This is a genomic window from Bradyrhizobium sp. BR 1432 (assembly GCF_051547705.1).
Classification (GTDB): domain Bacteria; phylum Pseudomonadota; class Alphaproteobacteria; order Rhizobiales; family Xanthobacteraceae; genus Bradyrhizobium; species Bradyrhizobium zhanjiangense.
Genome location: NZ_JBPUGF010000003.1, coordinates 1,308,732 through 1,321,651, shown reverse-complemented (window position 1 = coordinate 1,321,651; position 12,920 = coordinate 1,308,732). Strand labels below are relative to the sequence as shown.

At 60.8% G+C, this 12,920-nt stretch carries 10 protein-coding genes, 2 pseudogenes and 3 riboswitches; of the genes and pseudogenes, 6 read left to right on the top strand and 6 right to left on the bottom strand.

Annotated features, from left to right (window positions below; genetic code table 11):
* Nucleotides 1-81: 81 nt before the first annotated feature.
* A riboswitch (Fluoride riboswitch) is annotated at nucleotides 82-141 on the bottom strand.
* A gap of 94 nt (nucleotides 142-235) precedes the next feature.
* Nucleotides 236-297: riboswitch (Fluoride riboswitch) on the top strand.
* 22 nt (nucleotides 298-319) lie between these two features.
* A complete protein-coding gene (locus ACSKB8_RS06415; protein WP_438103291.1) occupies nucleotides 320-1,930 on the top strand; it encodes a MutS-related protein in 1,611 nt (536 codons plus the stop codon).
* A gap of 108 nt (nucleotides 1,931-2,038) precedes the next feature.
* Nucleotides 2,039-3,520 (top strand): MutS-related protein, encoded by a 1,482-nt coding sequence (locus ACSKB8_RS06410; RefSeq protein ID WP_438103289.1) that lies wholly within the window; start codon nucleotides 2,039-2,041, stop codon nucleotides 3,518-3,520.
* A 28-nt stretch (nucleotides 3,521-3,548) separates the two neighbouring features.
* On the opposite strand, the gene ACSKB8_RS06405 is transcribed toward ACSKB8_RS06410, so the two are convergent.
* The gene (locus ACSKB8_RS06405) at nucleotides 3,549-4,172 is read right to left on the bottom strand and encodes a histidine phosphatase family protein (RefSeq protein ID WP_438103287.1); all 624 of its coding nucleotides are present in this window, start codon (nucleotides 4,170-4,172) and stop codon (nucleotides 3,549-3,551) included.
* A 153-nt stretch (nucleotides 4,173-4,325) separates the two neighbouring features.
* Nucleotides 4,326-4,386: riboswitch (Fluoride riboswitch) on the top strand.
* Here ACSKB8_RS06405 and ACSKB8_RS06400 point away from each other — a divergent pair.
* The 3 genes and pseudogenes from ACSKB8_RS06400 to ACSKB8_RS06390 all read left to right on the top strand — a co-directional run bounded on the left by ACSKB8_RS06400 (nucleotide 4,361) and on the right by ACSKB8_RS06390 (nucleotide 6,513).
* Nucleotides 4,361-5,700 (top strand): annotated as a pseudogene (locus ACSKB8_RS06400) (cation:proton antiporter). Its footprint overlaps the riboswitch before it by 26 nt.
* Nucleotides 5,701-5,711: 11 nt before the next feature.
* Nucleotides 5,712-6,131, top strand: a complete 420-nt coding sequence (locus ACSKB8_RS06395; protein WP_438103285.1) for a universal stress protein — start codon at nucleotides 5,712-5,714, stop codon at nucleotides 6,129-6,131.
* A gap of 31 nt (nucleotides 6,132-6,162) precedes the next feature.
* Nucleotides 6,163-6,513, top strand: a complete 351-nt coding sequence (locus tag ACSKB8_RS06390; RefSeq protein WP_438110433.1) for a DUF190 domain-containing protein — start codon at nucleotides 6,163-6,165, stop codon at nucleotides 6,511-6,513.
* Nucleotides 6,514-6,677: 164 nt separating this feature from the next.
* Here the strand turns inward: ACSKB8_RS06390 and ACSKB8_RS06385 are convergent.
* The 5 genes and pseudogenes from ACSKB8_RS06385 to ACSKB8_RS06365 all read right to left on the bottom strand — a co-directional run bounded on the left by ACSKB8_RS06385 (nucleotide 6,678) and on the right by ACSKB8_RS06365 (nucleotide 11,612).
* Nucleotides 6,678-8,427: pseudogene (locus ACSKB8_RS06385) on the bottom strand (TRAP transporter large permease).
* Complete coding sequence (locus tag ACSKB8_RS06380; protein ID WP_091895166.1) at nucleotides 8,424-9,092, bottom strand: TRAP transporter small permease subunit; 669 nt, start codon at nucleotides 9,090-9,092, stop codon at nucleotides 8,424-8,426. Before ACSKB8_RS06380 ends, ACSKB8_RS06385 begins: the two are co-directional and overlap by 4 nt.
* Nucleotides 9,093-9,187: 95 nt before the next feature.
* Nucleotides 9,188-10,327, bottom strand: coding sequence for a TRAP transporter substrate-binding protein (locus tag ACSKB8_RS06375; protein WP_370989184.1), 1,140 nt, complete (start codon nucleotides 10,325-10,327; stop codon nucleotides 9,188-9,190).
* A 277-nt stretch (nucleotides 10,328-10,604) separates the two neighbouring features.
* Complete coding sequence (locus ACSKB8_RS06370) at nucleotides 10,605-11,027, bottom strand: CBS domain-containing protein (RefSeq protein ID WP_370989185.1); 423 nt, start codon at nucleotides 11,025-11,027, stop codon at nucleotides 10,605-10,607.
* 114 nt (nucleotides 11,028-11,141) lie between these two features.
* A complete protein-coding gene (locus tag ACSKB8_RS06365) occupies nucleotides 11,142-11,612 on the bottom strand; it encodes an aminoacyl-tRNA deacylase (RefSeq protein WP_128947201.1) in 471 nt (156 codons plus the stop codon).
* Between the two features lie 639 nt (nucleotides 11,613-12,251).
* On the opposite strand from ACSKB8_RS06365, the gene ACSKB8_RS06360 reads away from it, so the two are divergent.
* The gene (locus ACSKB8_RS06360) at nucleotides 12,252-12,884 is read left to right on the top strand and encodes a DUF1326 domain-containing protein (protein WP_438103281.1); all 633 of its coding nucleotides are present in this window, start codon (nucleotides 12,252-12,254) and stop codon (nucleotides 12,882-12,884) included.
* Nucleotides 12,885-12,920: the final 36 nt, after the last annotated feature.

Below are 12,920 nucleotides of genomic sequence, written 5' to 3'. Positions count from 1 at the left end.
GTGGGCGCTCCGCTTGCGAAGGCCGGCAACCATCAGATCCTAAGGGAACGCCGGCCATTGTGTCTCCTACCACCGAGATGGTGCGCGGTAGGAGTCATCAGCCTGCGGCGGTTTCGGGGGCACTCCATCCCCGTCGATATCGTGCATAGTCTAATTGCGCCGCCCGCTTGGGGCAAGAAAATGGAGGGGCGGCTAGTGGCTCGTTGACCGGAACCAGATCGGACGTATACTCGTTTGCAATGTTGGCGATGGGGTTCGCCTGAACCGCCCCGAGGGGCTGATGACTCCTACCGAAGCACGGCTTTGGAGGAGTTTTATTGTGTCTTATCCGCGCCCCCAACCACCGCTTACGGCCGAGTCTGACGGACGCGAACGCCATCCAAGCGCGCCGGATATCGTGCCAAGCGTCCTCTTCGATCGGCCCGAGGACTCTACGGCCGCTCCGGAAAGTGCAGCGCCAGAATTCTTCGCTGATCTGAATCTGGATCAGCTGGTGGCCGCGATAACGGCCGGCTTTGAAGAATACGCCATCAAGCCTGTTTTTCACGTCCCGCTGCAGCGGGTTGAAGCCATTGAATATCGTCACGAAGTCTTCCGCGATCTCGAAGACCCGGCTCTCCTCGACAACATCAGACACTTCGCCGAGCGAATGAGGGATGCCCGGATCCACAAGGCGCTATCGGCCAAGCTCTACGACCGATTTCACAAGCAGATGTGGTTTCTCCACGCAATAGAGATCTACTGCAATGCGGTCGATCAATTGGCGACGGATCTGACGCGATCTCAGATGAAGTCCCGAGCGCTCCTGAGCATTCGCGACTATCTGACCGGCTACATTGCGCAGGACAATTTCGTTGCTCTCCGCGATGAAGCCAAGAGCATCTCTGACCAACTGTCGCAGGTCAGATACGGCATCGTGATACGTGAGGCCTCGTTCACGGTGAAGAACCTCCAGGATGAGCCGGACTACAGCGCGGAAGTTGAGGCGACGTTCGCGAGATTCAAGCAAGGCGCCGCCACAGACTACCGCTCGAAATTCAACGATGCGCCGGAGGACATGAACCACATCGAAGCCAAAGTGCTTCAGTTGGTGGCGCGCCTCAATCCGGAGCCGTTTGCTCGCCTGCTAGCGTTCTGCGCTCGGCAAGTCGAATTTCTCGACAAGGCCATCGTAGGATTCGATAGGGACGTCCAGTTCTATCTCGCTTACTTGAAACAGACGACGAGGCTCGAACAGGCCGGACTACGGTTGTGCCTGCCCGAGGTTTCCGACAACTCCAAACAGGTCCATTGCCGGGAGGGGTTCGACCTTGCGCTCGCGCTGAAACACGTCGGTGAGCAGAAACCGGTTGTCTGCAACGATTTTGATCTGACGGGCAGGGAGCGGCTCATTGTGGTGTCCGGACCCAATCAGGGCGGCAAGACGACCTTCGCCCGCATGGTCGGACAATTGCACTATCTTGCAAGCCTGGGATGCCCGGTCCCGGCGCGAGGGGCCAAGCTTTACCTGGTCGACCAGATCTTCACGCACTTCGAACGGGAAGAGAAGGTCGAAAACCTACGCGGCAAACTGGAAGACGACCTGGTTCGGATCCGTTCGATCCTGAAGCGGGTCACGCGGCGCTCCATCGTGATTTTGAATGAGATCTTCACCTCCACGACGATTCGCGACGAGACATTCCTCAGTCAGAAGGTCATGACGAAGCTCGCGGCCATGGATGTGCTCGGCGTCTGGGTCACGTTCGTCGACGAGCTGTCGACGTTCGGTCCGGAGACCGTTTCGATGGTGAGCACGGTTGTACCGGACCAGCCGGCAGTCCGCACGTTCAAGATCGAGCGGCGGACTGCCGATGGCCTGGCTTATGCGATGGCGATCGCCCAGAAATACGGTCTGACGCATCAGCGCGTAAAGGAGCGCATCAAGCCATGAAGGCGTTCCTGCTGTATCCAGCGCGATTTCGACCCGACGCTGCTGCTATCGCGGCGAGATCGATCCTATGCCCGGCAGAAGGAGCCGGGACTGGATCTCAATCAAGCCTTGCCCTGGAATCATGCCGCCCTGAACCAGGATCTCGGACTTGATATCCTCTTGAACACGATGGCCGGTGGTGACGCCTTCCTGTTGGAAGTGGCCTTGGTCGGGCTGCTCAACGGAGTTTGCGAACTCGACGTGATCGAATATCGCCAGGACGTGCTGCGAGACTGCCTGCAGCACGGGCCGACTCTCAGACGGGCATACGACATCGTGGTCGAGGCATTGAAAGCCGAAAGAAAGCACTATTGGTCGCCGATGTCGCGCTACCCTACCGGCACGCTGTCGCATGCCGTCGAAATATTGGACATCTTCGTTCCGGCCTTACGGAAGCTCCGAGCCTTGGCCGACCGGAACATTGGACGGTTCAACTCACGAGGATTCTCCAGATTATTCGAAATGCTCCGGGCTGAACTGAGCGATCCGTATTTTGAGGAGATCGAGGATCATCTGAAGCGGCTGAAATTCAAAGGTGGGGTTCTGGTCAGCGCCCAACTAGGTAAGGGCAATAAGGCAACCAACTACGTCCTGCGCAAGCCGCATAGGAAGGATCTCGGCTGGTTCGCCCGGCTGTGGCCGACCACCGAAGGATACACGTCCTATCTGAATCCGCGAGACGAAGCCGGCGCCCGCGCTCTGTCCGAATTGCGGGATCGGGGTATCAACCTGGTGGCAAATGCGCTCGCCCAGTCAATGGATCACATTTCGAGCTTCTTTCAGATGCTGCGGACTGAGCTTGCTTTCTATGTGGGCTGCTTGAACCTTTACGAACACATTCAAAAGCTCGGCACGCCCACCTGTCTTCCAAGGCCCGTGGAGCTGGACGGCAGCGTATTGTCGTTCTTGGGTCTCTACGACGTTTGTCTTGCGATCAGCATGAACCGAGTGCCCGTCGGCAACGATCTGGTGACCGCCGGCAAAGATCTCATCGTGATCACGGGCGCCAATTCGGGAGGCAAATCGACGTTCCTGCGTAGTCTGGGCCTCGCCCAACTGATGATGCAGGCGGGCGTGTTCGTCCCGGCGGAGACGTTTTCGGCCGAGGTCCGGACCGCGCTGTTCAGCCATTTCAAGCGCGAAGAAGATGCCGCGATGGAGAGTGGAAAGCTCGACGAAGAGCTGAGCCGGATGAGCGAGCTCGTTGAGCATCTTGGTCCGGGCGCGATGATGCTCATGAATGAGTTGTTCGCGGCGACCAATGAACGGGAAGGATCGGAAATCGCGATGCAGATCGCGACCGCCTTGCTGGAGAAGGGAGTGAAGGTCGGCTACGTGACGCATCTGCACCAGTTCGCGCATCGTATGCATCAGAAGAAGCTTCCGAATGCGCTGTTCCTGCGGTCGGAGCGCCAGCCGGACGGCACGCGGACGTTCCGGCTGATCGAAGCCACGCCGCTGCAAACGAGCTATGGGGAAGATCTCTACGCGAACGTATTTGGAGGGGACGAGCAGTCGACGCAATCCCGTCGGCTGTCAGCGGCTCAATAACCTGGGCGAGAAGAGGCGGTGTGCTGAGCTAGGCCGGATCGATCCCGTCTAAATGGGCGGTCTCGTTGATCGCAAGAACACGAATCCGATCGCTGGTTATCTCGATCTCGTTGATGCAACAGGGCTCTTGCGTGAGCCGCCAGTAGGAGGAGAGCGGCAGGTCCGCGACCTGCAAAAGCAGCGCCCGGTTCACGCTATCATGCGAAACCAGAACGACGGTGCCAGAGGGGTGTCGTTCGAGCGCGAGCCGGACTGCGTCCGCTGCGCGCGCAACGACGTCCTGAAGGGAGTCGCCTCCCGGAAATCGCATCAGGTGGGGCGTATTGAACCAGGTCGCGTGAAGCATCGGCTCGGAAGCTGCCATTTCCTCATGGGTCTTCATCCTCCACGCGCCGTAATCGATGTCGTTGAGCGCTTCAATGCTCTCCGCCTCGATCTCGCACGCAGTGGCGATGGCCGCGCCGGTGGCGACGCAGCGCGACAGCGGGCTGGTGTAGACCCGCTCCGGCCGCCATTTGGACGCGATCCGCTGCGCGACAGCGAGCGCTTCGGCTTGGCCTCGCCCGGTCAAAGGCAGGTCCTCTCGTCCGCGAAAGCGGGCAGGACGAATACCTTCGACGTGACCGTGACGGACCAGCAGGATTTTGGTCAAGTTCAACCCCGTAAGTGACGCTCGCATTTTACCTCTTCCATTCGCGAGCGCGAAGGATCGTTCAGCGCCTGGTCGGAGCCTTTCGTGGTATCGTCCTGATCCTGACGGCGGCTTTCCGCGCTTGCTATGGCCTGATTCCCAGTTACAATTGACGAAAATTCAGGGGATGGGGTCCCCCGTAACCGCCGATGAGGCTGATGACTCCTACCGGACGCTTGCCGTCGGTGGGAGCGCTTGCTTCAAATCCTTCCAAGCATCCAGCACGTGAGTTCTCCGGACGGCGCATCGCCGTCGTGTTCTTGGAGGCGCTGATGACGGGTGTTTGGGCTCTGGCGGCATTGTGGTTGGGCTTGGCGCTGATCGCCAGCCTTCTGTCGATCTGGCTCCGGATCTCGACCGCTCTGTCGGAGATCGTGGTCGGAACGATCGCACAACTCATCATCGGTGCCGCCATTGGATCGGCGGTGCTCGGGACCGAAGAGTCCTGGGTCAAATTCCTTTCGGGCGTCGGCGCGATTGTGCTGACCTTCCTAGCAGGTGCGGAACTTGACCCCGTCGTATTCAAGCTGAAGTGGAAAGAGGCGGCAGCCGTGGGGCTTGCCAGCTTCTTTTTCCATTCATCGGATGCACCGCTGCGGCGCACTACTTGCTCGGCTGGGACGTTATGCCGAGTTGGCTTGCAGGTGTCGCCATGTCGACCACCTCGGTGGCGGTGGTTTATGCCGTGATGATCGAATTCGGCTTCAACACCACCGAGTACGGCAAGACAGTTCTGGCCGCCTGCTTTGTCACGGACCTCGGGACGGTGGTTGCGCTCGGCCTGATCTTTTCTCCGTTCACGATAAAGACACTGATCTTTCTCGGTACTGGCGTGGTGGTCTTCGGCGTGCTGCCCTGGCTGACCCCCCGGTTCTTCCGGCTGTATGGGGGACGCCCGTCCGAACTGGAGACGAAATTTCTGCTGCTCTGCCTGTTCGGAATGGGGGCGCTGGCGACGTGGGCGGACAGCGAGGCCGTTCTTCCGGCCTACCTGATCGGGATGGTACTCGCAGGCACTGTTGGAAAGGACCACGCCCTGGTGCGCCGGCTGCGCACTCTTACCTTCGGATTGCTGACGCCGTTCTACTTCATCCGAGCCGGTTCGTTTGTGTCTGTGCCGGCGCTGATTGCTGCACCGGCGGCATTCCTCTTCTTCCTGGTGATCAAGATCGCAACCAAGGTCGTGGGTGTCTACCCCGTCACCAAGTATTTTGGCTCTCCCAACAGAGAGGCGATGTACACGACGCTTTTGATGTCGACCGGGCTGACCTTTGGGACGATCTCGTCACTCTTTGGCCTTTCACATGGCATCATCAACCAGGGCCAATATTCCGCGCTCGTCGCCGCAGTCATCGGCAGCGCCGTGATACCCACAGTCATCGCCAATGCATTCTATCTTCCTCACCATCTGCTGCCCGACACCAGTTCGCAGCACGCTGAGGAGGAGCCCCTAAGACCTCTTCGGCCCGCTGCGCGCCGCGCCGAATGATGGAGGCAGCTATGTTCAGCAGAATTCTGCATGCCAACGACGGTTCCGAGCACGCATTCCACGCCTTGGCGTTTGCCATAACGATGGCCACACAGAACAGCGCCGAACTTCACATGATCTGCGTGGAGGAGATTGACTACATGCCCGAATTTATCGAGGAGGTTCGGGAGGAGACCGGCACGGCGGCGCGCCGCTATCACTCGGTCATTCAGCGGGCGCGAAGCCTGGCCGAACAGAGCCACGTCGAGCTTCACACCCATGTGGTGGCCGGCCATCCGGTGCGGGACATCGTGGACTTCGCAGCCAAGCTGAAAGCCGATCTACTGGTCATTGGCGCCACGGGACACTCGGCGCTCTACGAGCGGCTCATCGGCAGTCGAGCCGATCGCATCGTGCAACTCGCCGCGTGCCCGGTGCTGGTCGTGAAATGAGAGGGTCTTGACGCAGCAATGGGGTTTGAACATGCAGCTACCGCGAGAAGCCGTCCTACTCAGGATCTTCTTTGGTGAAAATGATCACGCGGGCCATCACCCGTTGCACGAGGCGATCGTGCTGAAGGCAAGGGAGATGCACTTGGCCGGCGCGACAGTGCTACGAGGCGGGCTGGGGTTCGGCCATTCCGCACGCCTGCACACGGCGAAGATACTGCGTCTGTCGGAGGACCTTCCGCTCGTTGTCGAGATCGTCGACACCCAGGAGAAGATCGATGCCTTTCTCCCCGTCCTCGACGGCATGATGAGCAGCGGGCTGATCACGATGGAGAAGGTGCAGGTCCTGCAGTACGGGACCGAAATGAGACCCGTGCCAGGTTGAAATTCCGCCGCGGAGCAGGAAAGCAGGGCTCCTGCGATGGCGGTGCAGCCGGCCACTATGTCAAGCGCTCACGCCACCAAACCTAGGATAAATAGCGGTTCGTCGCGTCGGTGATTGCGTCTGGTTCCCTGAGTGGACCAGCGCCCGGTGCTCCCCGCTGCGCCTCAACTCGCGTAGAGATAGTTCGGCAACCACAGCGTCATGCCGGGCCAGAGATACATGATCACCATGCACAGGATCACGATCAGCATGTAGGGCATCATGCCGGCGAAGATCTGGTTGAGCGTAACGTGCTTCGGGGCGACGCCCTTGAGATAGAACGCCGACATCGCGACCGGCGGCGACAGGAACGCGGCCTGCAAGTTCACGAACACCAGCGTGCCCCAAAGGATCGGATCGATGTTGAAGTGCTTCAGCATCGGCAGGAAGATCGGCACGAAGATGATGATAATCTCGGTCCATTCGAGCGGCCAGCCCAGCACGAAGATGATCGCCTGCGACAAGATCATGAACTGCACGGGCGTCATGTTGAGCGACAGCACCCAGCTTTCCAGCAGCGCCTGACCGCCGAGAATGGCGAATACCGCCGAGAACAGCGCCGAACCGACGAACAGCCAGCACACCATCGCGGTCGTCTTTGCGGTCAGGAACACTGCTTCCTTGGTGCGCTTCCAGTCGAGCGTCCGGGCGTGGATAGCGAGGATGAAGGCCCCGGCGGCGCCGACTCCGGCGGACTCGGTCGCGGTCGTGATGCCGAACAGGATCACCCCCAGCACCACGACGGTGAGGATGCCGAGCGGCATCACCGACGACGTCAAGAGCTTCAACACTTCGAAGCGCTCGCCGTCCATGCGCAAGTAGGAGCGCGCCGTCCACGCCGCCAGCACGGCGGCTGATATCGCGAACCAGATGTAGAACTGGGTGTCCGGTCCCTTTTCGGCGGGCGACAGCTCCTTCGGCTCGACCGGGCTGCCGAGCTGCTGCAGGCCTTCGACGGCTTCGCTCGCGGCGCCGGGCTGCTGGTGGATCACGACGTACCACCAGACCGTGCCGAGCGCGGCTGCGGTCATCAGGAACGGCACCAGCGAAATGAGGAAGTGTTGCACGATCGCGCCATAGCCCATCGGCTTGCCGTCGATCTGGAGCATCTTCGCCTTTGCGGGCGAGAGCAGCGCCTTGAACAGGCCGACGAACAGGTTCGGCGAATACAGCGTCGCGAAATTCCTGATCCATTCCGGCACCTTGACGCGGGTCTGTTCCTCCGGCAGCGCCGGGGCGATCTTCGGGTTGATCATCGCCCAGGCCACGACATAGACGAGGTAGAGGAAGGCCAGGAAGAAGCCGGGAAGCATCGCCGCCGCATAGAGCTTGACCACGGACTGGCCGGCGACCGCGGCATAGACGATGATCATCACCGAAGGCGGGATCAGGATGCCGAGCGTGCCGCCCGCGGTGATGACGCCGGAGGCGAGCTTCACGTCATAACCGGCGCGCAGCATCGGGTTGAAGGCGATCACGCCCATCAGCACCACCACCGCGCCGACGAGCCCGGAGGCGATGCCCCAGAACGTGCACACGATCAGGGTCGTGACCGCGAGCGAGGCGGGCAGGCGGCGGAAGGCGAGCTGGATCGAATAGAACATCTTGTCGACCAGCGCGCCGCGCTCCATCACATAGCCCATCAGCACGAACAACGGGATGGAGATCAGTACGTTCGTTGGTCATCGCGCCGTAGCTGCGCTGGACCATCAGCTCGAAGACCTTGTTGTGCGTCCAGTTCTGCGACGGGTCGTAGAAGGCGATGAAGCCGAAGAACATGCCAAGGCCCATCAGAGTGAAGGCCGTGGCGAAGCCCATCATGATGACGACGACGATGAGCGTCAGCATCAACAGGCCGAGTGCCGGATCGCTCATGTGTTCAGGTCCCCGCCCATGCCGCGCTGCCGCGCCAATTCATCGATGCGCTGCGCGCCCTCGATGGCGAGCTTGCGTGATTCCTCGTCCACGAATTCAGAGTGCGCGAGCTGCTCCTCGATGACGTCGGTCTCGGCGACGTCGGCAAGTCGGCTCGGCCATTCGCCGGTCTTCAGGCACACGATGCAGCGGATGATCTCGGCGATCCCCTGCAGCATGATCAGCGCGCCCGCGATCGGGATGACGGTCTTGAAATGGTAGACCGGCGGCCCCTCAGCCGTGACGTTGGAATGCTCGTTGATGGCCCAGGAATCCGCGGCGTAGAAGTAGCCGGCATAGATCAGCGCGGCGATGCCCGGGATGAAGAACACGAAGTAGAGAACGAGGTCGAGCGCGGCCTGCGTGCGCGGACGCATCGAGGAGTAAAGGAAGTCACCGCGGACATGGGCGTTCTGCGCCAGCGTATAGGCGCCGGCCAGCATGAACAGCGACCCGTACATCATGTTCTCGGCGTCGAAGATCCACGCCGTCGGCATGTTCACGGCGTAGCGCTTGAACACTTCGATGCAGACCACGCTCATCAGCAGGATCATCAGCCAGGCTGTCGCCTTGCCGACCCAGGTGGAGATGCCGTCGATCGTGTGCAGTAAGCGCCGTACACTCATGTGATAAGGTTCGGCATTAAATATGACCCCCAACATAGCACAAGGCACCGTCCGGCGGGTGGTCCGGACGGCGCCTTGCCAGCTTTATTTCGTCATCAGATCTTCTTGGCCGCGGCGTTCGGCCCGAAATAATGATCGTAGGCCATGCGGCGGTTCACTACGGTATCCTGCTCCCACTGCGTGGCACGCTTGGCGAACTCGATCTGCGACTGCACGATCTCCTTGAACAACGGGTTCTCCGCCGCCTTCTTCTTCGCCACATCGTCATAGATCTCGAGTTGCCGCTTCAGGATGGCGTCGGGGGTCTTGTAGAACTTGACGTTGTCCTTGGTCTGCAGCTCGACATAGTCCTTGGAGTAGCGGTCGATCGCCTTCCACGACATGTCGGCCGAAGCCGCGTCCACCGCATTGGCGATGATCGCCTTCATCTTGTCCGGCAGCGCGTTGTACTTGTCCTTGTTGAACATGATCTCGAGCTGCTCGGCGTTCTGGTGGAAGCTCTGCAGCATGCAGACCTTCGAGACGTCGGGGAAGCCGAGCACGCGGTCGGAGGTGGCGTTGTTGAACTCGGCCGCGTCCAGGAGGCCGCGGTCCATGGCAGCTACGATTTCGCCGCCGGGCAGCGCGTTGACGGCTGCACCCATTCCCGAATACACGTCGATCGAGATGCCGACGGTGCGGAATTTCAGGCCCTTGACGTCCTCGACCTTTGCGACCGGCTTCTTGAACCAGCCGAAGGGCTGGGTCGGCATCGGACCGTAGGGGAACGAGACAACGTTGGCGTTGATCGACGCGTAGAGCTTTTCCAGGAGCTCCTTGCCGCCGCCATAGCGGTGCCAGGCCAGCAGCATGTTGGCGTCCATCGCAAAGCCCGGTCCCGAGCCCCAGAGCGCCAGCGCCGTCTGCTTGCCGTAGTGATAGACCAGCACGCCATGGCCGCCGTCGAGCACGCCCTTGGACACGGCATCGAGCAGGCCGAAGGCGGGCACGACAGCGCCTGCCGGCAGCACTTCGATCTTGAGATCGCCGCCGGTCATGTCGTTGACCTTCTTGGCGTAGTCGAGGGCGTATTCGTGGAAAATGTCCTTTGACGGCCAGGTGCTTTGCCAGCGCATGCTGATCGGCCCCTGGGCGCTGACGACGCTCGGCGCGGCTACCGTCGCGGCGGCCCCCGCAGCAGCGACCTTGAGAAAGCCGCGGCGACTCGAAGTGCTGCCCTTCTTTGATTTGGTCATGGTTGCCTCCTCCCCTTTGGAATAGCGATCCCTTGCGGATCAGCTGCTTTTTTATTGGAACAAGTCAAAGTCTTGCGCAGGGGGTTTGGCAAGAATGTTCCGAATGATGCGACGCTACGACGCGGACTGCGGCGATGACGCGCCGCAGCGCTCGCCGCCGAGTGCGGCGAAGCCGAACTGCGGTGAACAGTGCGCTCAATGCAGGCTCGAGAGAACTCGGCGCGCGCCGGATCTGCGAGCGATCCGACGAAGGTTCGGAATCGAGCCGGCGTTGCCCTCAATGATGATGGGCCGACACGCTCTTGACGCATTGCGTCAACAGATCAGGGGTGGCGGATTGGCCGATATCACCGAGACTGATCATGCCGACCATCCGCTTGCTCTTGTTGATCACGGGTAGCCTGCGGACTTTCAGCGTCTCCATGTGATGCACGGCTTTCGCCAGATCATCGTCTTCCCGGCAGCAATGGATACCTTCGGTCATCACATCCCGCGCCGTCATGCGCGCGGCGTTGAAGTCCCTGCTCGCAAGACCTTTGCAGACGATGTCGCGATCGGTCACCATTCCGACCAAATGGTCGCCTTCGCCGATCGGAATGCAGCCGATGTCGTGCCCTTGCATCAACTTCGCGATCTCGATGATCGGGGTGTCGGGGCTGACCCAATCGACGCCCTTGTGCATCACGTCTCTGACTTTCATGGAGGACCTCCGTTGCGAACGCAGCCCCCGCTGAATTGACTATACATCGAACCGGACGCGGCCGCACGCACGCCGTGACGGTGCGTACCGGGATTATCTTGCCGCCACGCCGCGTCAGTCATGCATGCTGAAGCGTCCATGCGGTGCACTGGCCGTCAGGCGCTCGAACTGCGCATGGGTGAGCTGGAGCAGCGTCTCGTGATCGCCGGCTTCGATATAGACCTCGGGCTGGGCCCGGATGCTGTCATCGACGATGAGATCGAGCCCGTAACACCGACCGACCGCCGGAATGGCTCCGTGCGCGCAGTCCATGAACAGCTGGTTGATCTCGGTTTCGTTGGCCATGGCGAGATCCTCGCCAAGCCTCTCCTTCAAGTCCGGCAGGTTGAGATGGTGCGATGCCGGCACGACCGCGAGCATATAGCCGCCGTCGTGCCGCAGCACGACGGCCTTGGCGAGACGATCGCCCGAGACGTGGCAAGCCTGCGCCGTGCGCGTGGATGACATGGTGAGATCGTGCGGGATCTCGGCATACTGGATGTTCTCGGCAGCCAGATACCGATGCAGTGTGGGGGCGATGGACATGGCTTCGCCTTTCGGATGGATGCAACCATCCACCGTGAAGCTGCCCCCGCCGCACGATGGGCGGCTGCGTGATTGCCGGCCTTCAGCATAGGCCTTGCCCTCGAATGCCGCAACTGAGTCGGACGTTCGAAGCGCGCCGCGCTCACCTCATCCGTGATCTCAGGCGCGGCGGCCGCAACGCACGCGCCACGCCAGCGCTATCCAAGCACGCCGCCGCTGCACGGACTTTTTTGCCAGGGACGGTTCGGTGTGATGGCAAGACGAGGCCAATCCCGCCTTCATGGAAAGCACTCGCCGTCGCTACGGCCGTGAGCGGGGAGGCGGTTGGTTGGAATTATTTAGATATTTCAATCGCATGGGAGTTCGCAGCCTTATTTTAAATGGAGCTCCATTCCTCTGATTTCGGACGTCCTAAAAGCCCGGCTGCTCTGCCGCGTCCGTTCGCTGTACGCGCCCGGCTGCCGCTGATATGCTCTTGGCCATAGGGACAGTGAATGGCAGCTGGCCACAGACTTTCCCGCGATGCCGGCCTTCTGATCGAACTCGATCCCGCTCGCGCTTTTTCGCATTGCCTCGACATAACGCTGAACAAAATCCTCTACGGCTGCCGCGTTCCCCGCTCACATTGGGAGATGTGCCATGGCTGCATCGGACTGGCGTCTCGAAGGCGAATGGATGAAGAATTGCAACTGCGCGTTTGGCTGCCCCTGCGATTTCAATGCTCCCCCCACCCACGGATACTGCAAGGGCATGGTCGGCATGCGGATCACCGCGGGACATTTTGAGGGCGTCAAGCTCGATGGCCTCTGTTTCGCCGTGGTCGTAGATTTCCCCGGCGCGCTACATGAAGGCAACGGCAAGATGCAGCCCATCGTCGACGAGCGCGCCACACCGGAGCAACAGCAGGCGCTGTTCAACATTCTGTCGGGCAAGCATTCGGCCGAGGGCACGCTATTCCACATCTTCAGCCTGATCGTGACCACCATTCACGATCCGATTTTTGCGCCCTTCGAATTTTCCTTCGACAAGGACGGACGCGTCGCAAAACTCGTCGTCACGGGCGTGCTCGAAACCGACGTCGAGCCGATCAAGAATCCGGTGACGGGTCAGCCGCACCGCATCCAGGTGGTGATGCCCGAAGGGTTCGAGCACAGGGCTGCCGAGGTCGCGTCCGCCAACATCCGCTCGACCGGTGCGATCCCGTTCGAGACCAAGGGCACGCACAGCTCGCTCGCCAATGTCGTGCAGACGCCCGAGGGCGTTGCGGCATGATGCGGCGCTGACATCGAGACAAGATCTCGGTGTCAG

Excerpts from the sequence above, each read along its gene's own strand:
- ACSKB8_RS06395 (WP_438103285.1), top strand. The coding sequence starts at position 5,712 with ATGTTCAGCAGAATTCTGCATGCCAACGACGGTTCCGAGCACGCATTC.
- ACSKB8_RS06390 (WP_438110433.1), top strand. The coding sequence starts at position 6,163 with ATGCAGCTACCGCGAGAAGCCGTCCTACTCAGGATCTTCTTTGGTGAA.
- ACSKB8_RS06380 (WP_091895166.1), bottom strand. The coding sequence starts at position 9,092 with ATGAGTGTACGGCGCTTACTGCACACGATCGACGGCATCTCCACCTGG.
- ACSKB8_RS06375 (WP_370989184.1), bottom strand. The coding sequence starts at position 10,327 with ATGACCAAATCAAAGAAGGGCAGCACTTCGAGTCGCCGCGGCTTTCTC.
- ACSKB8_RS06370 (WP_370989185.1), bottom strand. The coding sequence starts at position 11,027 with ATGAAAGTCAGAGACGTGATGCACAAGGGCGTCGATTGGGTCAGCCCC.
- ACSKB8_RS06365 (WP_128947201.1), bottom strand. The coding sequence starts at position 11,612 with ATGTCCATCGCCCCCACACTGCATCGGTATCTGGCTGCCGAGAACATC.
- ACSKB8_RS06360 (WP_438103281.1), top strand. The coding sequence starts at position 12,252 with ATGGCTGCATCGGACTGGCGTCTCGAAGGCGAATGGATGAAGAATTGC.